At 53.6% G+C, this 21,354-nt stretch carries 24 protein-coding genes, 2 tRNA genes, 1 other RNA gene and 1 pseudogene; 18 read left to right on the plus strand and 10 right to left on the minus strand.

The genetic code is table 11. The features are described from left to right. Window positions 1–422: 422 nt before the first annotated feature. The 3 genes from metW to C4542_03450 all read right to left on the minus strand — a co-directional run bounded on the left by metW (window position 423) and on the right by C4542_03450 (window position 3,533). On the minus strand, window positions 423–1,019 hold the full coding sequence (gene metW, locus C4542_03440) for a methionine biosynthesis protein MetW (GenBank protein ID RJO62505.1): 597 nt from the start codon (window positions 1,017–1,019) through the stop codon (window positions 423–425). Then, entirely contained in the window at window positions 1,016–2,164 is a 1,149-nt protein-coding gene (locus tag C4542_03445) for a homoserine O-acetyltransferase (GenBank protein ID RJO62506.1), read from the minus strand. Before C4542_03445 ends, metW begins: the two co-directional genes overlap by 4 nt. 79 nt (window positions 2,165–2,243) lie before the next feature. Beyond that, window positions 2,244–3,533: an O-acetylhomoserine aminocarboxypropyltransferase/cysteine synthase gene (locus C4542_03450; GenBank protein ID RJO62507.1), complete on the minus strand. Its 1,290-nt coding sequence runs from the start codon at window positions 3,531–3,533 to the stop codon at window positions 2,244–2,246. A gap of 195 nt (window positions 3,534–3,728) precedes the next feature. Here C4542_03450 and C4542_03455 point away from each other — a divergent pair, with 195 nt between their 5' ends. The 9 genes from C4542_03455 (at window position 3,729) to C4542_03495 (ending at window position 11,284) form a co-directional block, all read left to right on the plus strand. Then, window positions 3,729–4,175 (plus strand): Rrf2 family transcriptional regulator, encoded by a 447-nt coding sequence (locus C4542_03455; protein ID RJO62508.1) that lies wholly within the window; start codon window positions 3,729–3,731, stop codon window positions 4,173–4,175. A 19-nt stretch (window positions 4,176–4,194) separates the two neighbouring features. Beyond that, window positions 4,195–5,226: a cysteine synthase A gene (gene cysK / locus C4542_03460; protein RJO62509.1), complete on the plus strand. Its 1,032-nt coding sequence runs from the start codon at window positions 4,195–4,197 to the stop codon at window positions 5,224–5,226. A 168-nt stretch (window positions 5,227–5,394) separates the two neighbouring features. Further along, window positions 5,395–6,492 (plus strand): XdhC/CoxI family protein, encoded by a 1,098-nt coding sequence (locus tag C4542_03465; protein ID RJO62510.1) that lies wholly within the window; start codon window positions 5,395–5,397, stop codon window positions 6,490–6,492. Window positions 6,493–6,535: 43 nt separating this feature from the next. Then, on the plus strand, window positions 6,536–7,702 hold the full coding sequence (nifS, locus tag C4542_03470) for a cysteine desulfurase NifS (protein ID RJO62511.1): 1,167 nt from the start codon (window positions 6,536–6,538) through the stop codon (window positions 7,700–7,702). Between the two features lie 9 nt (window positions 7,703–7,711). Continuing rightward, entirely contained in the window at window positions 7,712–8,095 is a 384-nt protein-coding gene (locus tag C4542_03475) for an iron-sulfur cluster assembly scaffold protein (GenBank protein ID RJO62512.1), read from the plus strand. A 13-nt stretch (window positions 8,096–8,108) separates the two neighbouring features. Then, window positions 8,109–9,287 carry an aminotransferase class V-fold PLP-dependent enzyme gene (locus C4542_03480; GenBank protein RJO62513.1) on the plus strand — a complete coding sequence of 393 codons (1,179 nt, stop codon included), beginning with the start codon at window positions 8,109–8,111 and terminating at the stop codon, window positions 9,285–9,287. A 6-nt stretch (window positions 9,288–9,293) separates the two neighbouring features. Beyond that, entirely contained in the window at window positions 9,294–9,758 is a 465-nt protein-coding gene (gene nifU / locus C4542_03485) for a Fe-S cluster assembly scaffold protein NifU (GenBank protein ID RJO62528.1), read from the plus strand. Between the two features lie 5 nt (window positions 9,759–9,763). Continuing rightward, on the plus strand, window positions 9,764–10,012 hold the full coding sequence (locus C4542_03490; protein ID RJO62514.1) for a DUF3343 domain-containing protein: 249 nt from the start codon (window positions 9,764–9,766) through the stop codon (window positions 10,010–10,012). A 120-nt stretch (window positions 10,013–10,132) separates the two neighbouring features. Then, complete coding sequence (locus C4542_03495) at window positions 10,133–11,284, plus strand: cystathionine gamma-synthase (protein RJO62515.1); 1,152 nt, start codon at window positions 10,133–10,135, stop codon at window positions 11,282–11,284. Between the two features lie 287 nt (window positions 11,285–11,571). On the opposite strand, the gene mnmA is transcribed toward C4542_03495, so the two are convergent. The 3 genes from mnmA to C4542_03510 all read right to left on the minus strand — a co-directional run bounded on the left by mnmA (window position 11,572) and on the right by C4542_03510 (window position 12,917). Further along, window positions 11,572–12,651 carry a tRNA 2-thiouridine(34) synthase MnmA gene (gene mnmA / locus C4542_03500; GenBank protein ID RJO62516.1) on the minus strand — a complete coding sequence of 360 codons (1,080 nt, stop codon included), beginning with the start codon at window positions 12,649–12,651 and terminating at the stop codon, window positions 11,572–11,574. 96 nt (window positions 12,652–12,747) lie between these two features. After that, window positions 12,748–12,825 (minus strand) — tRNA-Arg (locus C4542_03505). Window positions 12,826–12,831: 6 nt separating this feature from the next. Beyond that, window positions 12,832–12,917: transfer RNA gene (locus C4542_03510), tRNA-Leu, on the minus strand. A gap of 141 nt (window positions 12,918–13,058) precedes the next feature. Between C4542_03510 and C4542_03515 the strand changes: the two genes are divergently transcribed. The 5 genes from C4542_03515 (at window position 13,059) to C4542_03535 (ending at window position 14,591) form a co-directional block, all read left to right on the plus strand. Then, a complete protein-coding gene (locus C4542_03515) occupies window positions 13,059–13,292 on the plus strand; it encodes a zinc ribbon domain-containing protein (protein ID RJO62517.1) in 234 nt (77 codons plus the stop codon). 137 nt (window positions 13,293–13,429) lie between these two features. Then, window positions 13,430–13,660 (plus strand): SHOCT domain-containing protein, encoded by a 231-nt coding sequence (locus tag C4542_03520; GenBank protein RJO62518.1) that lies wholly within the window; start codon window positions 13,430–13,432, stop codon window positions 13,658–13,660. A 272-nt stretch (window positions 13,661–13,932) separates the two neighbouring features. Then, the gene (locus C4542_03525; protein ID RJO62519.1) at window positions 13,933–14,145 is read left to right on the plus strand and encodes a hypothetical protein; all 213 of its coding nucleotides are present in this window, start codon (window positions 13,933–13,935) and stop codon (window positions 14,143–14,145) included. A 26-nt stretch (window positions 14,146–14,171) separates the two neighbouring features. Next, entirely contained in the window at window positions 14,172–14,378 is a 207-nt protein-coding gene (locus tag C4542_03530) for a hypothetical protein (GenBank protein RJO62520.1), read from the plus strand. Between the two features lie 18 nt (window positions 14,379–14,396). Then, window positions 14,397–14,591 carry a hypothetical protein gene (locus C4542_03535; protein ID RJO62521.1) on the plus strand — a complete coding sequence of 65 codons (195 nt, stop codon included), beginning with the start codon at window positions 14,397–14,399 and terminating at the stop codon, window positions 14,589–14,591. Between the two features lie 408 nt (window positions 14,592–14,999). Here the strand turns inward: C4542_03535 and C4542_03540 are convergent, their stop codons facing one another. Beyond that, window positions 15,000–15,710 (minus strand): TIGR01906 family membrane protein, encoded by a 711-nt coding sequence (locus tag C4542_03540; protein ID RJO62522.1) that lies wholly within the window; start codon window positions 15,708–15,710, stop codon window positions 15,000–15,002. A gap of 46 nt (window positions 15,711–15,756) precedes the next feature. Between C4542_03540 and C4542_03545 the strand changes: the two genes are divergently transcribed. After that, window positions 15,757–16,194, plus strand: coding sequence for a YkgJ family cysteine cluster protein (locus tag C4542_03545; GenBank protein RJO62523.1), 438 nt, complete (start codon window positions 15,757–15,759; stop codon window positions 16,192–16,194). Window positions 16,195–16,324: 130 nt separating this feature from the next. On the opposite strand, the gene C4542_03550 is transcribed toward C4542_03545, so the two are convergent. Both C4542_03550 and C4542_03555 read right to left on the minus strand, forming a co-directional pair. After that, window positions 16,325–16,987 (minus strand): phosphatase PAP2 family protein, encoded by a 663-nt coding sequence (locus C4542_03550; protein RJO62524.1) that lies wholly within the window; start codon window positions 16,985–16,987, stop codon window positions 16,325–16,327. Beyond that, window positions 16,957–17,358 (minus strand): hypothetical protein, encoded by a 402-nt coding sequence (locus C4542_03555; protein ID RJO62525.1) that lies wholly within the window; start codon window positions 17,356–17,358, stop codon window positions 16,957–16,959. The genes C4542_03550 and C4542_03555 overlap by 31 nt, the downstream gene beginning before the upstream one ends. Before the next feature lie 55 nt (window positions 17,359–17,413). Between C4542_03555 and smpB the strand changes: the two are divergent. Further along, window positions 17,414–17,926, plus strand: a pseudogene (smpB, locus tag C4542_03560) (SsrA-binding protein SmpB). A gap of 128 nt (window positions 17,927–18,054) precedes the next feature. Next, window positions 18,055–18,407: a transfer-messenger RNA gene (gene ssrA, locus C4542_03565) on the plus strand. A 460-nt stretch (window positions 18,408–18,867) separates the two neighbouring features. Here the strand turns inward: ssrA and C4542_03570 are convergent. Next, window positions 18,868–20,130: a transposase gene (locus tag C4542_03570; GenBank protein RJO62526.1), complete on the minus strand. Its 1,263-nt coding sequence runs from the start codon at window positions 20,128–20,130 to the stop codon at window positions 18,868–18,870. 361 nt (window positions 20,131–20,491) lie between these two features. Here C4542_03570 and C4542_03575 point away from each other — a divergent pair, with 361 nt between their 5' ends. Beyond that, window positions 20,492–21,313 (plus strand): AlwI family type II restriction endonuclease, encoded by an 822-nt coding sequence (locus C4542_03575; GenBank protein RJO62527.1) that lies wholly within the window; start codon window positions 20,492–20,494, stop codon window positions 21,311–21,313. Window positions 21,314–21,354 lie beyond the last annotated feature (41 nt).

Raw genomic sequence — 21,354 nt, forward strand, 5'->3', positions numbered from 1 at the left:
GAGTAAAGGCACTCCCTTCACCTTTCTGCTGGTCTTCGGTGTCCCGGGCTTAGTCTTGCTGGCGCTGGCTGCCCTCCTTCTCTGGTGGCGTCACTTTCAAAGCAAGAGAGTGAAAAACACTGGCGATTAGTAAAAGGAGATTCTCTAGCCGAACCTTTTGGCCTGTTAGAGCAGATTTCTCAGTGATATAAAGTTGGCTGTCTTCCTGGCGACCTTTAGCGGTTATCCATGCGTCCTTTATTACACCCTAAAAGAGTCTCTGCTATACAAGCATCGATGTTTGCGCACTAAGCTCTGATTTCTCAGCAAGGGATGGATAAATCCAGATAGAAAGACCTCTCATCACATCGGCAAGAAGAACCGCACATGCAGGTAAAAAACTTATCGGTCTTTGTGCTGAGGAGAGCCGCCGCTCGCGATTTTTACTTATTCGAAATGAGAAATATCCCTACCAGCGCAGTCAGATTGGGCAGCAGCCTGGCTCTGCCGCTTTTTCCTACAAATCCGGCTTTTTCGATTTTGATGCTTCTCTTGCGGCAGAACCCGATAAAGTCCTTGATGCTGAGGAAGTGCAGGTTGGGTGTGTTGTACCACTCATAAGGCAGCGAGGGCGTAACCGGAACGGTGCCTTTAAAAAATAACTGCCAGCGCGCAGTGTAATGCACGAAGTTGGGGAAGCTGACGATGACTTTTTTGCCCACGCGCAGAGATTCTGTTAAAACGAGGTCGGGTTTTTTAACCTGCTGAAAGCTCTCGTTTAGGATGACATAATCAAAGGATTTATCGGCGTAATCGGTTAGACCCGAATCGATGTCTCCATGTAAAACACTGAGGCCCCTGGCCACGCATTTATAGATGGCCTGCTCGTCAATCTCGATACCCTGAACACTGGCCTTTTTCTCTTTCACCAGACGGGCGGAAAGTTCGCCATCACCGCAGCCCAGGTCGAGTACCGAAGACCCGGGGGCAACCCACTCCGTAATGATGTCATATTCCAGTTTGGCGGCATCGAATTTCATACCGCCACCTCGCTTGCTGATACCTTTTCCAGGAAGTGTTTAATAAGATGAGTCTCTTCTTCGGTTTCCAGCAGGAAAGCGTCGTGGCCGTAGCTTGAGTCAATCTCGCAGTAGGTCACGCGCAGGCCGGTCTGCTTGCAGGCCTTTACTACTTCCTGAGACTGATACGGCGGATAGAGCCAGTCGGATTTGAAAGCGATAACCAGGACCTCCATACCACGGCCTTTGAGCAACTCTTTAAGGCTCTTGCCGTGCAGCATGTCGAAGTAATCGATGGCCTTGGTCACATAGAGATAAGAATTGGCATCGAACCTTTTTACGAAACTCTTGCCGCGATGCCGCAGGTAGCCTTCCACCTCGAAATCAGCGGTGAATTTGAACGGCTGCCTGTCGTTTTTCAGACGCCGGCCGAATTTCTGTTTCATCGACTCGTCGCTCATGTAAGTGATGTGCCCCACCATCCGGGCTACCGCCAGACCGCTGGAGGGGAGAGTACCCTCATAGTAATTGCCCGCTTTCCAGTTGGGGTCAGCCATAATCGCCTGGCGTCCCACTTCATTGAAAGCTATCTGCTGGGGCGTACTTTTCATGGCCGTGGCAATGGGAATGGCGCTGCGCACCATCTGGGGATAGGAAACCATCCATTCCAGCACCTGCATGCCCCCCATGGAACCACCGGCCGCGCAGAGCAGTCTGGCGATTCCAAGATGGTCTAACAGGTGTTTTTGCGCCCGCACCATATCTTTAAGCGTGATGAGGGGAAAACCCAGACCGTAGGGACTACCCGTCTTCGGGTTAATGGAGGAAGGTCCAGTAGAGCCCTTGCAACCTCCGATAACATTGGAACAGATAACGAAGTATTTGTCCGTATCGAAGGCTTTCCCGGGACCGACCATGTCGTCCCACCAGCCGGGGTCCGTTTCTCCCTCATGCAGGCCAGCCACGTGAGCATCTCCCGATAAAGCGTGGAGGAGGAGTACAGCATTGGATTTGTCCGAATTCAGGCTGCCGTAGATCTCGTAGGCCAGTGTGACCGGTCCCAGCTTTTCACCGCTCTCCAGTGTCAGTTCATGCGGAGGCAGGGCGAAGGTATAATATTGCGTCTCCACCAGGCCGGCGCTGCCGCCGCTTGCTTCGCTACCCATAATTTATACTCCCAACGAGATAGCCGTCCGAATAAGTTCAGGACGGCTATCTGGCTAAAACGGATGAACTTAAACTATATTACTTTACAGCTTGTTTGAGCGCCTGGTCAATATCTGCCTTAATATCCTCGATATCTTCCAGCCCCACGGATATGCGAATGTAGTCTGCGGTCACTCCGGTTTCTTCCTGCTCTTTCGGCGTCAGCTGCTGGTGGGTGGTGGAAGCCGGGTGGATGACCAGGCTCTTGGTGTCGCCGATGTTGGCCAGGTGCGATAACAGCTTCACCGAGTTGATGAACTTCTTGCCTGCCTCCAGCCCACCCCTGATGCCAAAGCCGAGCAGACCTCCGTAAGTCCCTTTCAGATACTTCTCGGCCATCCTGCGGTTGGGGTTGTTCTTGAGGCCGGGATAGTTGACCCAGGCCACCGCCGAGTGCTTACTCAGATACTCGGCCAGTAGGAGGGCATTGGAAGAGTGTTTTTGCTGGCGCAGCGGCAGCGTCTCCAGTCCCTGCAGGAGCTGGAAAGAGTTGAACGGGCTTATGGCGGCGCCCACATCCCTGGCCCACTGCACCCTGGCTTTGAATATGAAAGCTACGTTTCCCATGCCCGGAAAGTTCCCGAAGGCGTCCCAGTACTTCAGGCCGTGATAGCTGGGGTCGGGTTCGGTGAATTCGGGAAACTTGCCGTTATTCCAGTCAAATTTGCCCGAATCGATAATGGCTCCGCCGAGAACGGTGCCGTGACCGCTGACGTATTTGGTGGCCGAGAGGACGACGATATCCACACCGTAGTCTATCGGCCTGACGATGCCGACGCCGACCGTGTTATCGACCACCAGGGGAATGCCGGCATCGTGCGCTACTTTAGCCAGCGCTTCGAAGTCGGGCACGTCCAGCTTGGGATTGCCGATAGTCTCGGCGTAAATGGCGCGCGTGCGGCTGTCGATGGCCTTTTTGAACTCCTCCGGCTTGTCCGAAGGAACGAATTTTACAGTACGGCTCAGTTTGGGGAAAGTGTAATGGAAGAGTTCGTAAGTGCCTCCGTAAAGGTTGTTAGCCGATACGATGTTGTCGCCCGGTTGAGTGATGTTGAGCAGAGCGACGGTCTCTGCTGCCTGGCCGGAAGCCGTCGCCAGTGCTCCGACGCCGCCCTCGATAGCGGCGATGCGGCGCTCGAACACATCGGTGGTGGGATTCATCAGGCGGGTGTAAATGTTACCCAGCTCCCTCAACCCGAAGAGGTTGGCGGCATGCTCGGTACTCTTAAAGACATAAGAAGTGGTCAGGTAGATGGGCACAGCCCGCGCCCCGGTGGTCGGATCGGGGCTTTCCTGTCCCGCGTGAATGGCAATCGTATCCTGGTGCATTCGAGAGCCCTCCTTTTATTAGTCTATTAATATTATCTGTTCAGTCAACAATAGCAGCCAGAATATCATAACATTGAGCCTCTGTCAAGCTTCGAGAAACGTACCATGCGGCTTAACCTGGGCTTGACAAGGCAATTGTTGCATGTTATTATCGACATTGATTATCTATTTAGTCAACAATACTGGAGCGGGAGCATGAAACTTTCTACCAAAGGCCAATACGGCACCAGGGCGCTGCTGGAAATGGCGCGCCATTTCGGCGAGGGCCCATTACTGCTGAAGGACATAGCGGAAAGACAGCAGATCTCGCTACGCTATTTAGAGCACCTCATCGGGCCGTTGGTGGGGGCGGGGCTGGTCAAGACTACCCGTGGTTTCAAGGGAGGGGTATGGTTAGCCCGTCCTCCCGCTGAAATCAAACTCAGCGAGGCGATGCAGCTTCTGGAAGGGGACATTACGCCTGTCGAATGTGTCAGTAATCCTGGAACCTGTACGCGCTCCCGGACATGCGCTACGCGCGATGTCTGGGACGAAATGAAGCAGGCTATACATGGCGTACTGGAGTCCACCACGCTTGAAGATCTGGTAAAACGCCAAGAGGTTAAGGAAAACCAGCCGCAGAGCGAAAACTACGAAATATAGAGAAGGAGATAATGATAATATGAACGCCAGATCTTCATCCGGTAACATAGATTATCTGCACTTCAAAACCATAGATATACCCCGCTTGACGCGCGGCATTGCCAGAGATTCCACCGAGATAATCGGCAATACGCCGCTGGTCAGGCTCAACCACATCACTCAGGGAGCGGTGGCGGACGTAGTGGTCAAACTGGAATCGTTCAACCCGCTTTCGAGCGTGAAAGACCGCATCGGCGTGTCCATGATAGTAACCGCCGAAGAGCAGGGTTTGATAAATAAGGACACAGTCGTTGTGGAACCGACCTCCGGCAATACTGGCATTTCGCTGGCCTTTGTATGCGCCGCCAGGGGACACAAACTCCTACTGACCATGCCGGATACCATGTCTATGGAAAGACGCCAGCTGCTGGCTGTGCTGGGGGCTCAACTGGTGCTCACGCCTGGGGCGGAAGGCATGCCGGGAGCTATAAAAAAGGCCGAACAACTGGTGGCGCAGAATGCCAATTATTTCATGCCGCAACAGTTCAAGAATCTGGCCAACCCCGAGATTCACCAGCTTACCACTGCCGAGGAAATCTGGCGCGATACCGAAGGGAAAGTAGACATTGTAGTGGCCGGCGTAGGAACAGGCGGCACCATCACGGGTGTTGCCGAAGTCCTCAAGAAGAGAAAGCCCGGCTTCAAGGCCGTGGCTGTAGAACCGGCGGCATCACCGGTCCTTTCGGGCGGCAAGATGGGCCCGCACAAGATCCAGGGTATCGGAGCCGGGTTTATTCCGGCGGTTTTGAAACTTGACCTGGTCGACGAAATAATTAAAGTCGCCAACGAAGACGCCGGCACAACCGCCAGAAAACTGGCGAGCGAGGAAGGCATACTGGCGGGCATCTCTTCCGGGGCAGCCACCTGGGCGGCTCTTGAACTGGCCCGGAGGCCGGAAAACAAGGGCAAACTGATAGTGGCCATCCTGCCCGACACCGGCGAGAGATACCTTTCGACCTGGCTTTTCCAAGAGCAAATTCAGAAACAGGCTAACGCCATACCGACGACATAACAGACTTATCTCAGACGGATAGCTATAAATGTGTATGTTTAAGTGTTGTAGTTGTACTGAACAAATAATCGCCAGGGAGATTTCTCTGACCGATTGAAGGGTTTTAATGCGAGGATACTCTGGTGTACGCCAGAGTATCCTATCTTTTGACTCTGGAGCGCATGTATTATGGAAGACATTTATAAAGAAATTTTAAACGCCCAGCATCAGGGAAACGCATCGGCCCTGGCCACGGTGGTCAGCGTCAAGGGTTCCACCCCGCGCGCCGGGGGCGCCCAGATGTTGATAAAACAAGACGGGTCCATCATTGGTTCCGTCGGCGGCGGATGCTTGGAAGCTACGGTGTGGGAAGCAGCCCGTAAGTCTCTAAAAACGGGACTGCCCAAAATCGTGGACTACGACCTCACTGGACGCACCGATACACCCGAAGGGCTCATCTGCGGCGGCATCATGAAGGTATTCGTGGACGTAATCGGGCCGAAACCGGCTTTTAACGTCTTCGAGGAAATCGTCCGCCTGAAGGATGCAGGCAGCGCTTCGGTACTCGCCACACTCGTCAGCGACGAAAAGCGGACGCCATGGTCCGAAACCTCCAGGATATTAGTTCGTGAAGACGGCTCGACCCTGGGTTCGCTCGGCGATTCGTTCCTGGACACAGAAGTACAGAGCGCCGCTGCTGAGATATTGATTGGCGGCACCTCCAAGCTGCTTGAGCTACAGAAGACCGACCAGACTGTTGCGAGCCTGGTTTTTGTAGAGCCCATCACGCCGCAGCCTACTGTTTATATTTTCGGAGCCGGGCACATAGGTTTCGCCGTTTCCAAGATAGCCAAGATGACCGGCTTCCGCGTGTCCGTCATAGACGACCGGCCGGCTTACGCCTGCGCCGCCAGATTCCCAGAGGCGGATGAGTTCTTTGTCGAAGACCCGGCGGATATGGTGCCCAGGTTGAACTTGAACAAGGTCTCCTACCTGGTAATCGCCTGCCGCGGACACCTGGAAGACCAACGGGTGCTGGCGCAGGCGGTCAACACGCCCGCCGGCTATATCGGCATGATTGGTAGCCGAAAGAAGACCAAAACGGTGTTTTCCAATCTGAAAGCGGAAGGCGTAACTCAAGCCGCACTCGACCGCATTCATTCGCCCATAGGCCTGCCCATAGCGACAGAAACGCCGGAGGAAATTGCCGTCAGCATCATGGCCGAAATCATCGATATCAGGAGACGCAAAAACAGGCAGGAGACGGCAACCTCTACGGCATCATAACTGAGCCGCGTTCTAAGCATTACGCACTTTGGAGAGTCGAAGTATGAAAAGAATCTATCTTGATTATGCGGCCACCACCCCCGCCGACCCGGAGGTGGTGAAGGCCATGTTGCCCTATTTTACGGAGTCGTTCGGCAATCCCTCCAGTCTTTACTCCTACGGTCAGGAGAACAAGGTCGTGCTGGATGAGGCCAGAGAGAAAATCGCACGAGCCATCGGCGCGCATTCCGACGAAATTATCTTCACCAGCGGAGGAACCGAAGCCGACAACACCGCCCTGGCAGGCGTGGCCTGGGCCAACAAAGAAAAAGGCCACCATATTATAACAACCGCCATCGAGCACCACGCCATCCTCGAAACCTGCCATTTTCTGGGTAACAACGGTTTCGACATAACCATTGTCCCTGTCGACCACAACGGGATTGTGAATCCGGATGATATAAAGAAAGCCATTACTCCCAAAACCTTGCTTATTTCGGTCATGCACGCCAACAACGAGGTGGGCAGTATCCAGCCTATAGAGGAGATCGGTAGAATCGCCAAAGAAGCAGGTGTGTATATGCACACCGATGCGGTACAGACCGTGGGACACATACCCGTGGATGTCAACCGGCTGGGCGTGGACCTGCTTTCGCTCTCGGCGCACAAGCTCTACGGTCCCAAGGGCGTGGGGCTGCTGTACGCCCGCAGGGGAACCCGCATCGCTTCATATCTGCACGGCGGGTCTCAAGAAAAGGGGAGGCGCGCCGGCACAGAGAACGTTGCCGGCATCGTAGGCCTATCCAAGGCGGTAGAGCTGGCCATGAACGACCTTGGCGATGAAATGAGGCGCCAGACGCTTCTGCGGGACAGGCTGATAAAGGGATTGCTCGATAATATAGAGCTAGTCCATCTGAACGGCCATCCCACGCAGAGGCTGCCCAATAATGTGAATGTCAGCATTGACTATGTGGAAGGCGAGTCCATGCTGCTCAACCTCGACCTCGAGGATATCTGCGTCTCCACAGGGTCGGCTTGCAGCTCCACCAGCCAGGAGCCCTCGCATGTGCTGACGGCCATGGGCGTCCCGCCCGAAAAAGCGCACTGCTCGCTGCGCTTAACACTGGGTAAGTGGACCACAGAGGCGGATATCGAGCGCGTTCTGGGAATAATGCCTCAGATAGTGGCCAGACTGCGGTCTATGTCTCCCTTGATGAAAGCAGGGAAATAGGAGAAGGTCTTGGCCGGATTTTACAACGAAAAGGTAATCGACCACTTCAAAAACCCGCGTAACGTGGGGGTTATCAAAAACCCCGACGCCGTGGGCTATGTCGGGGAACCGGCTTGGGGCATCGACGCCGAGCTTTATCTGAGGATTGAAAGTGGCATCATCATTGACGCCAAATCCAAAGCTTTCGGCTGCGGGGCCACCATCGCCGCCGGCTCTGTCGTTACCGAGATGATAAAGGGTAAAAGTCTGGACGAGATAGCCGGCATCACCAACGAGGATGTGGACCGGGCGCTGGGCGGCCTGCCGGCTTCCAAGTCGCACTGCGCCAGGCTGGGCCGCGAGCTGATACAGGCGGCGTTAAAGGATTACCGCGAACGCCATAAGAATGCTTAGACAGGACTTTCGTATGCCTAAAGTATATCTGGACCATATTTCCGCCAATCCCGTGCTGCCTGAGGTAGTTCAAGCGATGCTCCCGTTCGTCGCCGAGCGCTACGGCAATGCGTCCTCGTTGCATAGCTGGGGGCAGGCCGCCCGCGACTGCGTGGAGGCGGCCAGGTCACAGGTGGCCGCCTTAATCGGAGCGTTACCTTCGGAAATCATTTTTACCAGCAGCGGCACCGAGGCCAATAATCTCGCAATAAAAGGGCTGGCGCTGGCAAACGAGAAAAAGGGCAAGCACATTCTATGTTCTGCCATTGAACATGCGTCCGTGCTCAACCCGGCCAGAGCGCTCAAAAAATACGGCTTCGAGCTGGAGCTTATCCCGGTGGACAGGCACGGGCTGGTGGACCCGGATGAGGTAAAACGCCGCTTGAGAGCGGACACGGTGCTGGTGTCGGTGATGCAGGCCAACAACGAAATCGGCACCATCGAACCGCTAGCCGAAATCGCCGCTTTCACCCGTGAAAAAGGCGTTGTGTTTCACACCGACGCCGTGGCTTCGGCGGGAAATATTCCGGTCAACGTCAGCAAGTTGGGTGTGGATGCCCTGAGCCTGTCTGCCAACCAGTTTTATGGCCCGGCGGGGGCTGCCGCTCTGTGGCTGCGCCGCGGGGTAAGAGCCACACCTATCCTGGACGGAGGCTTCCAGGAAGATAACCGCCGCGCCGGCAGCGAAAATGTGGCCGGAATCATCGGCATGGGAAAAGCGGCAGAGCTGGCAGCCGCCAGGATGTCAGAGAGGATGTCGCAACTGACCGCTTTACGCGACCGCCTGCTCGCCGGGATTCCCGCCCGCATAGAGCGCGTGGTAGCAACCGGGCATCCGACCCTCAGGCTTCCGGGACATGCCAGTTTCTGTATAGAATTCATCGAGGGCGAATCTATGCTGCTGTGGCTGGATGCCAGCGGCGTGGCCGTTTCCAGCGTATCCGCCTGCACCTCCAGGGCGTTAAAAACCTCGCACGTGCTGCTGGCGACAGGCATGGAACAGGCGCTGGCCCAGGGCTCGGTAGTCTTTTCTCTGGGTGTAAACAACACCGTTAAAGATGTCGATTACGTGCTGGAGACTTTGACTGGAATCGTAAACAATCTGAGGCAGATGTCCCCGCTATATGCTAAATTCATTAAAGGAGTTTCTTAGATGCCGATTTATTCAGACAAGGTGATGGACCATTTCATGCACCCGCGCAACGTGGGCGAAATAGCCGACGCCGACGGGATAGGCGAAATGGGCAACCCCGTATGCGGCGACATGATGACCTTCTATATCAAGGTCGAGAATAACCGCCTGACAGACGTTAAGTTCAAGACTTTCGGCTGCGGAGCCGCTATTGCCGTCTCCAGCATGACCAGCGAGATGGCCATCGGGAAAACGCTGGAAGAAGCCATGCTCATAACGCCGCAGTCGGTGGCTGACGAGCTCGGAGGGCTGCCCAAGGTCAAGTTTCACTGCTCCAACCTCGGCGCGGACGCCCTGCACCAGGCTATTGATGACTACCGCAAAAAGAAAGGACTGCCTCCCTTATCATCCTCCGAACATGACCACGGGCATGACCACGACGATGAGGCCGAAGGCGAAGCTCCTTCGTGTGATGCCCCCTGCAAAGTCTGAACATAATGGATAGGCAGCAGAAGCCAAAGTTCAAGGGCGACGGCATAATCACCTTTCACGACGTGCCTGTAGCCCTCAAGGCAGAAAGAGTGCTCAAAGCCGCCGGCATCGAGGTCAAACTGGTAGCGCCGCCGCCCGAGTTCCGCCTGGGTTGCGCCCTGGGTGTTGAGATTCTGCTGTCGCGCAAGCAGGAAATCCTCGAACTATTCCAGCAAAAGGACGTGCCCATTTCCCAGGTCCTGAATATCGATTGACGGAATTGCTCAAATCCGCTCCCAAATACCTATACTCTATGTCTCCGGAAATAATATGCTATGCTCCTGACTTAAACGAATCCGAGCGGCGTCCGAAAATCTATTTGCGGGAGATTTATTATGAGATTTGAAACCGATGCTATTCACGCAGGGCACCGCCCTGACAAAGCCTATGGCGCCATCTCCGCGCCCATCTACCAGACCTCCACCTTTGCCTTCGAGGATGTCGGCAAGACCAGGGGCTTTGACTACTCGCGCTCGGGTAACCCCACGCGCAAGGTGCTGGAAGACACCCTGGCCAAACTCGAAGGCGGCCAGGCCGGTTTCGCCTGCGCCTCGGGTCTCGCCGCCGAGTCCACCGTCATTCACCTGCTCAAGGCGGGAGACCATGTGGTGGCCGTGGAGGACATTTACGGCGGCACCTTCCGTTTATTCCAGGACGTGATGACGCATTTCGGGCTGGAGTTCACATTTATCAAGATGAGCAGCCGGGAAACCGTCGAGAGCGCCATACGACCCAACACGCGCATGCTGTGGCTGGAAACACCTTCCAACCCGCTGCTGCACATCGTGGACCTCGAGATGGCCGCCGCCGTAGCCAAGAAACACGGCCTGATAAGCGTGATGGACAACACCTTCGCTTCGCCCTATTTCCTGAGGCCGCTGGAGTTCGGCATAGACATCGTGGTGCACTCCACCACCAAGTACCTCAATGGACACAGCGATGTCATCGGCGGGGCTATCGTGACCGGCACAGACGAGCTAACCCAGCGCGTGGCTTTCCTGCACAACGCCCTGGGCGCTATCGCGGGTCCCTTCGATAGCTGGCTGGTGCTGCGCGGTATCGAGACGCTGCCCGTCAGGATGAGGCAGCATGAGGCCAATGCCACCGCCGTGGCGCATTTCCTCAAAAGCCATGCGGCGGTAAGCCGAGTTTACTATCCCGGACTGCCGGACCATCCCGGACACGATATCGCCAAGCGACAAATGAAGGGTTTCGGGGGCATGGTCTCCTTCGAGATGAAGGGCGGGAGGGAGGCGGTCAACAAATTCCTGCGGAACATAAAGATATTCACGCTGGCGGAGTCCCTGGGGGGCGTTACCTCTCTGGCGGGTCACCCGGTGACGCAGAGCCACGCCTCCATGACCAAACAGCAGCGCGAGAAGGTCGGCATAACCGAGGGATTGGTGCGCCTGTCGGTAGGTCTTGAAAACATCGATGACCTGCTGGAAGACCTGGAACAGGCATTGAGCGAGGCATCCGCGAAGTAGGGTCTTTGACGGTCTTCTGCTTCCCGTTGTTATTCTGAATCCATGAAGGATGGCATTGAGTTTATAGAACTCTTCTGCTATTCAAACTCGCAGGTTGAGAACATCGCCTCTCTCCCTTTGGCGAATGGGGAGATTAAGAGGGATTTTCCTCATTGGGCGACGCATGCGTCGCCCCTACATCCCACAAGGTGTCATTGCGAGCGAGGAACGAGCGCGGCAATCCCGTCCCAAACATCTCTCCCTTGAGGGGAGAGATAACAGTGAGGGTGAAAGTCAGGCAATAACGCCTAGTCCGGCACTTCGCATATTATCCCCGCCCCCAGCACCACATCCCCCTGGTAAAACACCGCTGCTTGCCCCGGCGTAATGCCCTTCTGTGGAGCGTCAAACACGACCCGCACATCAACACCGAGTGGCTCTAACAGAGCGGGGGCAGCCTGCGCGCCCGAGCGTATTTTAGCCTCAACCCTCGCCGCGCCGGAGAGTCCCTCGACAGCTATCCAGTTAAGACCTGTGGCCGTTAGTTCCTTGTGTAAAAGGTCTTCCTCCCCACCAACCACGAGAGTGTTTTCCTGCGGCAGTATTTTGACGACATAAAGTTTCTCCCGCCCCGGCAAATCGAGCCCTTTGTGCTGGCCGATTGTATAGCGCGAGATGCCTGAGTGCGTCCCGAGTTTCCGGCCGGATTTGTCGATTACCGGGCCGGGCGGCGAATCGGGCAACAGGCTCTGATAACCACCGGAAACGAAATCCTGGCTCTCCGGCTTGTCTGATACGGGCAACGCCATTTCCGAAGCTATCTGGCGCACCTGCGGCTTGGTATAGCCTCCCAGTGGAAAAACCGCCCGGCTGAGTTGACGCTGGTTGAGAAACGCCAGGAAATATGACTGGTCTTTTTTGGGGTCGGCTCCTCTTTTAAGAAGATAACGATGGCTGGTCGTGTCATACTCCGTCCGCGCGTAATGGCCGGTGGCCATCCTCTGGAATTCGAGCTCGGCTTTTTCGGCAGCCTCAACGAGAGCGCCGAATTTGATGCGCGGGTTGCAGTAGACGCAGGGGTTGGGAGTGCGACCATGCTCGTAACCGGAGATGAACTCGGACAAGACTTCATTTTCATATTCGCGGCACAGGTCGAGTACGTGAAAGGGAATTTCGAGATATGCCGCCACCCGGCGCGCATCCTCGATATCCTCGCTCTCGCCTAGCCCGTAACACCCGTGGCGCGCCTGTGGGCTGCCGGAAGGCTCTTCGTGCACGCATATCTTCATGGTTACAGCGGTCAACTGGTGTCCGGCCTTTTTGAGGATAGCCGCCGCCACCGCCGAATCCACACCGCCGCTCAGTGCAACCAGTATTTTTTCAGGCATAGTCAAATATCACGCTCATATGGAATGATACCAGACAAAAACGATTTCCGAAAGGATTGATATGTAGTTTTTGAGGCATGGAGTCAGGTAGAGATATGGCGCGCTTGGTGGGGCTCGAACCCACGACCTCAGCCTTCGCAGGGCTGCGCTCTAATCCAACTGAGCTACAAGCGCTTGATATGGTGCCGAAGGAGAGATTTGAACTCTCACACCCTTTCGAGTACTACGCCCTGAACGTAGCGCGTCTGCCATTCCGCCACTTCGGCGACACCTATAGAATTATACTGGCGGAGGCTGGCAGTGTCAACGCGAAGAGCCGCACGGACATGTGGCCGGGAAAGCCCTGAGTCTCTATCGATGTTTGACTCAAACATGCCTCAGAGCATAAAATAAACATAGAGAAAGTTATGCCAATTTACGAATATATCTGCCCCAAATGTTCTTCCAAATTCGAACTGATGCGCCCCATGAGCCAGTCGGATGAAAAGGCCGCTTGCCCCAAGTGCGGTAAGCCAGCCGCGCGCGCCATCTCGCGCTTTTCCTGCCTGGCCAAGGATGACACCGGCTACACCGCCCCCATCGGCGGGAGCTCCTGTGGCGGGTGCAGCTCTTCCTCCTGCGGCACCTGCGGCTCAGGCTAGGATTTCTCAGTTCCACTTTTTCTCATCTCCTCTCCGCCAATTGTCATAATTATTTAATCTTTTCCCTGCTATTTTTTATTACTATTTCATCCCTGGTGCTGTATCATTGTTCTCATCAAACTAGAGGAGGAAAAGATATGATGTGGTGGAGCGGCTGGGAGGGAGGCTGGATGTGGTTCGGGGGAATCCTGATGGCAATTTTCTGGGTCGCGGTGATCGTGCTGGTGGTCTGGGCGGTGCGGCGCATGTCCGGCCAGGGGACGGGCATGCCGCATGGTTCCGATGCCCTTTCCATCGCCAAGGAGCGCTACGCCAAAGGCGAGATTTCGCACGAAGAGTTCGAGAAGATAAAGAAAAACCTGTCCTGAAATATCAGCCATCACGATCTACGCCAAGACGTTTGAGCTGGGTCTTGCTATACCTAACCGAATGACCCGTCTCGCGTTATAACTGTGTGAAAATGCTATGAAGCCAGAATATTACTTCTGATAGCTCTGAGCCTGTTGATGCTCATGGGGCATGTGCCGGGGCGTCAAAGCAAAACGGTATACTCGATGGGAAGGTCAGCATCGGCCCTATCACGCCGGTACAGTCGGCCACGCCGGTACCCACTCCACCCGAGGTCTATGCCGCTCGCAAGGTGCTGGTATATGACCGTTACCACAGCAAGCTGATTGAGACTATCAGCCTGGATAATAATGGCAACTACCGCGTAGAACTTGCTCCGGGGGTATACGTGGTGGACATCAACCACGCCGGCATTGACAGGAGCTCCGAGGTACCTAAAACCATAGAAATCAAGCCCGGCTCCACAGTGGTTTTAAATATCAGCATTGACACAGGTCTGCGTTAAATACTCGATAGGATAGAGAGAGAATCATGAAGAAAATTTGTCTTGTCGTTCTAGCCGCTTTAGCCTTGGCGTTATTGCTCACCCCTGCCTGCAAGCCGGGAAAACAGGTGGTCGGGCTGGGCCAGGAGTTCCGGTTAAGCCCTGGGCAGCAGGCCTCCATTTCTGGCGAGGACTTCAACATCGAGTTCGTCCGGGTTACCGAGGACAGCCGCTGCCCTACGGGGGTGGTGTGAGTCTGGGAGGGGCGGGCCGTGAGCCTGCTTAAGATTACTAACAACAGAAGCACTACCGATTTGTACCTCATCCAGATGGGTTCAAGCGACCAAACCGGGCAGGATTACCTGGGCTATCATTTAGTTTTTAACCTGACGCCTTACCCGGCGGCGGGAAAAGAAATACATGAAGGGGATTATCGCCTGATACTAAAGGTGACCCGGACGGCCTGAAAAGATGCCCGCGCGGGGTCTAACGTTTTTGCCCTTCTTGCGTTATATATATTGAATTAGAAAAGCAAGGAGGTGATATATGCGTAAAATACAACACAGCAACCTTGAAAGAGCTCTTTTCCATCTGAAATGGCTCTTCTGGTCTCCCGAGAAACGCTATGTCTATCTGTGGAATCGAACATGCGGCAGATAATGCCATGTTTTGAATATATTTAAGGACCGGTGCCGGCCTCAAGCTCTGACACCGGTTCTCTTTTGAAATTGCCCCTCTGTCCCTTTTGGAGTCATCGGAGAGGAACAGGAACACATCTCCGAAATCAAGCTGTTGTTAGGCCAGAAATAACTCTCGGAGCAGGGCGAGGTTATCATGGGCGGGGTTGCCGGTAACGGCAACCCCGCCCCGCGTTTTTACGATTGAGCCGGGATGCGCTCCATCTTTTTGATTCGCCTTAACCAGACTAACCCCAGGGCTCCCACCGCCAGCGCCAGTCCTAGTGTCACCAGCCCTACCAGCAGCGTCACGTCCGACCAGAATCCGTCAGGGAAAAGCGTTATCATGTGGTCGCCCGGCGGGAACTGCCAGTTGCCTTGAGGAAAGAATATCTCGTGGAAGGTGGTAAAAAACCAGTCGAAACTGGTAACCGCAAATACACCCAGGAAACACAGCAGCGCCACCGTCGCGCCGCCGCCCCATTCCACCCCCATCGCCAGGTCGCGCCTTCCATGCCGCCTGTTCCAGGCCAGACTGGATAGGATATAGAGAATCGAGTAGACCACCGCCGCCACGAAGAGCCGGTAGTCCAGCCACACCAGCTTCTTGACGTCCTTCATGTGGAGGACGTCATCCTGGTTTAAAAGAGGGGCTGTCTCTCCTGTGTCATAAGTGACATTGATGTCCAGAAGCTCTTGACGAGTGTTGTTGAAATAGGCTATCAGCTCGCGGGCTGATTTATCCAGCTCGGCCGGCGAGAGTCCGAGAGCCTGACCGACCTCGTACTTGGCAAAACCAGCCTTGTATATCCACAGGCTGTTAAAAGCCCAGGCAAGAGTAGCCGACAGCAGGAGTATGGGGATGAAGACGATGAAAATCCAGCGAGAGATTAAGCGGACAGCGTTCATGGCTTTAATTCTACAGCGTATAACCTGAAAGTGCTACAATCTGCGCATGGACCCGGAATCCCGTCCCGTGCCGGAGTCAGCCTTTTCCACTGCCTGCTTTCGTTGCGGCGAGTGCTGCACGCGCTATCAGGTGCTGCTGGACGAGTTTGAAATCGAGCAGGTCGCCGGATATCTGGGCATCAGCCCCGAGAGATTGAAAGCGGACTACACCGACCCGCGCTGGCCGATGCCCGGTAAATTCCTGCTGCGCCACCGCGACAACGGAGGCTGCATTTTCCTGGTTCATCACGGCAAGGAAGCGCTTTGCTCTATCCATATAGCCAAGCCTAAAGCCTGCCGCGACTGGTGTCCCTCCATCTCGCGCAAGGAATGCAGCCTGGGACTGGCGCGCGTCTGGGGTCTGGCGGCAAGCGAGGCCGGGGAGCTGTGCGGGACAGAGCATGACAAACAAGCCTTCATGGAATACCTGAGGTCGATAGGATAAAATCCGAAGCACGAAATTCGAAATACGAAAAAATATCGAACACTCTAATTTTTAAAACATTTGGATTTTGGTAATTCGTGCTTGTTTCGTGCTTCGATATTAGGATTTCGAATTTTCCTTCAGCGAGTGTTTATCCTGCCAGGTACAGCGCTCTGAGTATCCGTGTAATCAGGCGCACCAACGGCGCCAGCGCCCAGAACAGGAAGTAAGTGAGCGCCACCCCCACCACGCCGAAGGCGATTCCACCCAGTATATCTGACGGGTAGTGTATCCCTACGTAAACGCGCGCGAAACAGGCAACGAAAGCCATTATGAGCAGCCAGGTGCCTGTCTTTTTATTCATCAGCCATACCGCCAGCGCCAGCCCGAAAACCACCGCCGCCAGGTTGGAAGGAAACGACGGGTCGGTAGGCCTGTAAAACAGCAGGTTGACGTCCAGCCCGCTGGAAGGGTCGAAGGGGCGGGGTCGGTTGAATATCTCGTGGATGAGGGTGCCAGGATATTTATCGTCGCCCACGAAAATGACATTGGCCCAGGTTACCAGGCCGCTGGCGATGCCCAGGCTAACCATGGCCTTCAGTACCACCACCTGGTTGCGCTCTCTTTCTTCGGGGCTACGCGTACCGAACCACAGGCCCACCAGCACCAGGCACATGGCGACTATCATGAAATAATCGTCGCCCAAACCGCTGAAAAGCCGGTCTATGACAGCCACGTGGCCGCCGAGCCCATTTATCCAGCGGAAGAGCGTCTCATCGAAACTCACCGGCTTCTCCTCACCCAGCGCCGCCATATGGCCTGGAACCAGGTGATGTCCTTGAGGGCTTCCAGCCCTTTAGCCTCCGTCCGGTTGTGTTGCAATCGCCACTGGTTGATGAGGGAGGAGGCAACCAGGCTGAATATGCCGCCGACGGCTGTGCTCAACACGAAAAGACCGGACTGCTCGACACCCTGGATGATGCCGATTTCGTTATACTGGTTCCACACAAAGAAATAGCCCAGCGCGGGCAGCACCGTTACGGCGGCGAAAAGATAGCTGAAGTGGAGATATTCGAGTGTCCAGCGGCGTTCCGACGGGAAGAAGCGGATGCGCACGGTACCCGGCGCGAACAGCAGCCCCCTCAGGCCTGCATTGGCCGCCGCCATCTGGATGACACCCAGCACTGCCGCGAAAACCAGAATGGCATATTCCAGGGATAACACGGCTCTGGAGGTTTCTATCGCTTGGTCCAAAATGCTGACTTCCTGACCGGTCTGTGGTATAAATATGCTATAATTAGAGATGATTATAAAGGTTGTCGCCACTAACCGCAAGGCTCACCACGACTATAACATCCTCGAGACTTTCGAGGCTGGTATAGCCTTGCTCGGTTCGGAGATTAAGTCGGTGCGCGACAACCGTGTGAGTCTGGGCGAGGCTTACGTCAAAGCGGACGGCGGCGAGCTCTGGCTGGTGGGCGCACATATCGCGCGCTACGAAGCCGCCAGCTACATGAGCCATGAACCCACCCGCGCACGCAAGCTGCTCATGCACCGCAAGGAGATACGCATATTGCTGGGCAAGCTGGCGGAAAAGGGCCTGACGCTCATTCCGCTGCGAATGTACATCAAGGAACGCACGGCCAAGCTTGAAATCGGTCTGGGGCGCGGCAAGAAGCTCTACGACAAGCGCGAGACCATCATGCGCCGCGAGTCCGACCGCGAGATAGAACGCACCTTAAAAAGGCATTGAGCCAAAATAGAGGGAAATACTAAATCCTAATATCTAAATCCAAAATAAGCACAAACTAGCAAAATCCAAGTTTTCAAATTTGGAATTTGAATTTATTTAGAATTTGGTGCTTTGGATTTAGGCTGTACGGGGACGCGTGGTCTCGACAGTGGAAGCGTGCTACAGAATTGCAGGCTGAGGTGCCATCACCCTCATTAAACAGGTGGCAAAAAACAACTGCCGAACCTGAATTGGTTCTGGCTGGCTAAATAAGCTAGCCCATCCAGCCTGACCCCACCCCGGCGGGTTAGGGTCTGGGTGACGCAAAGTCGGGGTGCCGCCGCCCGCATGCCGATAAGGGCGACGAAAGACTAATCGGCTGGCGCGGGAAGACTCGTTCAGTTGAGGCTTTTTGCGCAAGATTAAAGAGCTGAATAATCCTGTAGTAGATTCTGGGTCGCTTCTATTGGACGGGGAGTTCGACTCTCCCCCGTCTCCACCATTAATTACAGGGGCTCCGATTTCATCGGGGCCCTTTTTTATTGGTCTCCACCGCGTTGTTGTAGGGGTTCTTACATCCTCTCTCCCTTGAGGGGAGAGATAAGAGTGAGGGTGAAAGGTAAGGAAAATACCCCTCACCTGTGTCCTCTCCCCCAAGGGGCGAGGAGAATTTTAATGTTTTGAGGCTATTATATTACAATATCTTACTTTATCATTGTCGAGCTCGACCCGACAATCCAGAAAGCGCATGAGCATGGATTCCCGCTTTCGCGGGAATGACATTTGGGAGGGGACACCGGGCGAGGCATGCCTCGCCCCTACAAATGGCAAATACCCGACTACCTGAACCCCATTCAGGTGCGTTACCAGACTGCATATTCCTAGCTTTCACCATCACACATTCGTCCGCCTTAGGCGGACTCAGTGCAGGCCTATGCCTCTCCCGTCGAGGGGGCTTTGCCTCAAAAGCCGATATTCTGTAGGACTTTAGGGGCAACTGCTATTTTTGCCTCAGAAGTCCAGAACATTGGCTCAAGCCCCAATTCAAAGATTGATTGAATCAGGACACAGATATTATGACACAAAACCTTGCAGAGAACCTCATTAACCTGAGCGGTTGGTGACTTAGCCCTTACTGAGTCGCCGAATTTGCCTTTTATCATGGAGAACGTAGTCTCCACGTTAGACCGCTTATGGTAATGCTGTAAAAAGACACTTTTATTGAAGCTATAGTAATGCCACATGTGATTCCATAGACCATCAAAGGGCTTGTTACCCTGACTACCCTTGGAATAACTTTTGAAGGGAATGTAGGGGACCCCACCAGTGGCATTGACAGTTTGCAGATTCTTCCTGCTGGAATAAGCCTTGTCAGCCGATACCTCATTGATTTGGAACGTCTGAGCGGTAGTATTTACCAGTTGGGGAAGTTGCGGCGCATCGGCAGTCTCAGTCGGGGTAACTTCTACGCTAGTAACTGTATGTGTTTTAACACCACACATCAAATGAGCTTTTACCCACCTTGCTTCACTTTTCATCTTGCCGTATTTATGGTCAAACCATCTATCGTAAGTCGTGGTTGCGAAGCCGGAAGAATCCACCGCAAAATCGGTTTCAACGGCTTTGAGTGGGCAAGCACTCTGCTCAATCAGGGTTTTTAACAGCGGTGTTAATTCAGGGTTTTCAAGGTAACGGAATGCGCTGTTATAGTGGGCAGCTTTGGATAGCAGCCCTTTAGACTGAGCGTCTTTGAGTTCAGAAGTGAATCTCCGGCCAGAAGTAGACGCATAACTTCTGGATACAAGCCCGAACACTACGTCAGACAGTGGCAGGCGAGGGCGTCCGAAAGTCTGTGTGGGTTGCGGAATCCCATCACATAAATCACGAAGTAGATTGGCGAAATATTCTTGTTCGTGCATCTGTGCGGCATTATAAACAGGCCAATCTTGACCGTATGTTACCTTAATGGTCTCAGTGACTATGGTTGTGCCGTCCGGCCTTTGCTCGCGCTGTAATATGAATTCTACAGCGTGAATGTGTTTACAAGGCAAGTGGCGGCTTTCAAAATCAGGGCATGTGCAAAATGGCTCACTGCCCAAAGTAACGATATAAGAGCCTTTGCCCGACTGGGAGGGTACTTTCCAGCCAACGGGTGTCTTCACTATAGTACTCTGTTCTGCTATTTGTAATCCTCTTTCTTGTCTTGCGTCCATCTCAAACTCCATATATCTAATTCAAATTATGCCTATAATACCATACATAGTATGGGTTGTCAATAGGATATGGCTTCTATAAGATAAATAATTTCGATTTTATATTGACAATTCCAGAAAATTTATGGTATTGTTTAGTTAACCATGAACACGAGTGGTAAAACGCCTATTCAGGCTATGCTTGATGAACTTCAAACCAAAAACGAGCGTGGGAAAAAATGGACGCTTGCAGCTTTAGCCGGAGAGCTGAATCTGACAGTTAATACGCTTGAGAAATGGAAAGCGGGGGAACGTGAACCGGCCAACGAAAAGGCTGTATTAGAAACGCTTGAAAGGTTAAAAAAGCGGAAGCGTATACCAAAGCAAAAGCGATATGAAAAAGGCAGTCGAAAACGAGAGGTGGCTGATGGAACTTAACCAGCTTGACGCAAAGACCGAGCTAGAGCAAACGCTAACCACCGAACTGACCAAAGCCCTTAAAAAGAGGGGCTTCACTGTAAAACACAATGGAACCCCAACTAATTGCGCGCCCGGAGGCTTCCCCGATATTGAGTTTTGGGATGACCACTATCAAGTCAATGTCGAGGTCACAAAAACAACAAAGTCTAGCGCTGACCGAGAGTATTTGGCAATCAAAGACCACCTAGAAAAATCTAAGGCTAGCCATCCTGGTAGGAAATGCTTCGTTTGGTACGTATCGCCTGAGACTCACTATCGAATGGTTAACGCTATTCGGGAATTTAATGTGACCAATAAAGCCGAAGCTGACCTTAAGATGATGCCTTTTGCCTTTTCTACTTTCCAATTGTTCCTTGATAAACTTATCCACAGTACCAAAGATGAATATACCAAAGAGCAAATAATAGGCTTGTTTTCTAATTACCTTTTATTTGTAGACGATGAACGCGTCCTTAAAGTACTTTATGACTCACTCTTCTCTACAGACGAAACACTTAAGTATTTAATTGAATCGAAAGAACAAGCCAAGCATCAAAAAACGATTGAAGAGCTTATCTCAGGTCTTACTAAGTTAGAGCAAGACTTACGCGACTACAGAATCGCTCTCTCAACAGATGCAATCAAGAATGTTATTCTACTTGTCTTCATTAAACTTTATGAGGAAAAACGGGAGTACGGTGACGTTCCCCCCGTAAATAAAGCCAACAGCATCTTAGGGTTCTCCGCTAGAATATAGCGAACAGGAGGACTCTACATGCAACGCAAGAAATACACGGA

The sequence above is a fragment of the Dehalococcoidia bacterium genome, from assembly GCA_003597995.1.
In the GTDB taxonomy this organism is placed as follows: domain Bacteria; phylum Chloroflexota; class Dehalococcoidia; order Dehalococcoidales; family UBA1222; genus SURF-27.

Bases quoted from the DNA above. Each gene is read 5' to 3' on its own strand.
- metW (RJO62505.1), bottom strand. From the start codon at position 1,019: ATGAAATTCGATGCCGCCAAACTGGAATATGACATCATTACGGAGTGG.
- C4542_03445 (RJO62506.1), bottom strand. From the start codon at position 2,164: ATGGGTAGCGAAGCAAGCGGCGGCAGCGCCGGCCTGGTGGAGACGCAA.
- C4542_03450 (RJO62507.1), bottom strand. From the start codon at position 3,533: ATGCACCAGGATACGATTGCCATTCACGCGGGACAGGAAAGCCCCGAT.
- C4542_03455 (RJO62508.1), top strand. From the start codon at position 3,729: ATGAAACTTTCTACCAAAGGCCAATACGGCACCAGGGCGCTGCTGGAA.
- cysK (RJO62509.1), top strand. From the start codon at position 4,195: ATGAACGCCAGATCTTCATCCGGTAACATAGATTATCTGCACTTCAAA.
- C4542_03465 (RJO62510.1), top strand. From the start codon at position 5,395: ATGGAAGACATTTATAAAGAAATTTTAAACGCCCAGCATCAGGGAAAC.
- nifS (RJO62511.1), top strand. From the start codon at position 6,536: ATGAAAAGAATCTATCTTGATTATGCGGCCACCACCCCCGCCGACCCG.
- C4542_03480 (RJO62513.1), top strand. From the start codon at position 8,109: ATGCCTAAAGTATATCTGGACCATATTTCCGCCAATCCCGTGCTGCCT.
- C4542_03490 (RJO62514.1), top strand. From the start codon at position 9,764: ATGGATAGGCAGCAGAAGCCAAAGTTCAAGGGCGACGGCATAATCACC.
- C4542_03495 (RJO62515.1), top strand. From the start codon at position 10,133: ATGAGATTTGAAACCGATGCTATTCACGCAGGGCACCGCCCTGACAAA.
- mnmA (RJO62516.1), bottom strand. From the start codon at position 12,651: ATGCCTGAAAAAATACTGGTTGCACTGAGCGGCGGTGTGGATTCGGCG.
- C4542_03515 (RJO62517.1), top strand. From the start codon at position 13,059: ATGCCAATTTACGAATATATCTGCCCCAAATGTTCTTCCAAATTCGAA.
- C4542_03520 (RJO62518.1), top strand. From the start codon at position 13,430: ATGATGTGGTGGAGCGGCTGGGAGGGAGGCTGGATGTGGTTCGGGGGA.
- C4542_03530 (RJO62520.1), top strand. From the start codon at position 14,172: ATGAAGAAAATTTGTCTTGTCGTTCTAGCCGCTTTAGCCTTGGCGTTA.
- C4542_03540 (RJO62522.1), bottom strand. From the start codon at position 15,710: ATGAACGCTGTCCGCTTAATCTCTCGCTGGATTTTCATCGTCTTCATC.
- C4542_03545 (RJO62523.1), top strand. From the start codon at position 15,757: ATGGACCCGGAATCCCGTCCCGTGCCGGAGTCAGCCTTTTCCACTGCC.
- C4542_03550 (RJO62524.1), bottom strand. From the start codon at position 16,987: ATGGCGGCGCTGGGTGAGGAGAAGCCGGTGAGTTTCGATGAGACGCTC.
- C4542_03570 (RJO62526.1), bottom strand. From the start codon at position 20,130: ATGGAGTTTGAGATGGACGCAAGACAAGAAAGAGGATTACAAATAGCA.
- C4542_03575 (RJO62527.1), top strand. From the start codon at position 20,492: ATGAAAAAGGCAGTCGAAAACGAGAGGTGGCTGATGGAACTTAACCAG.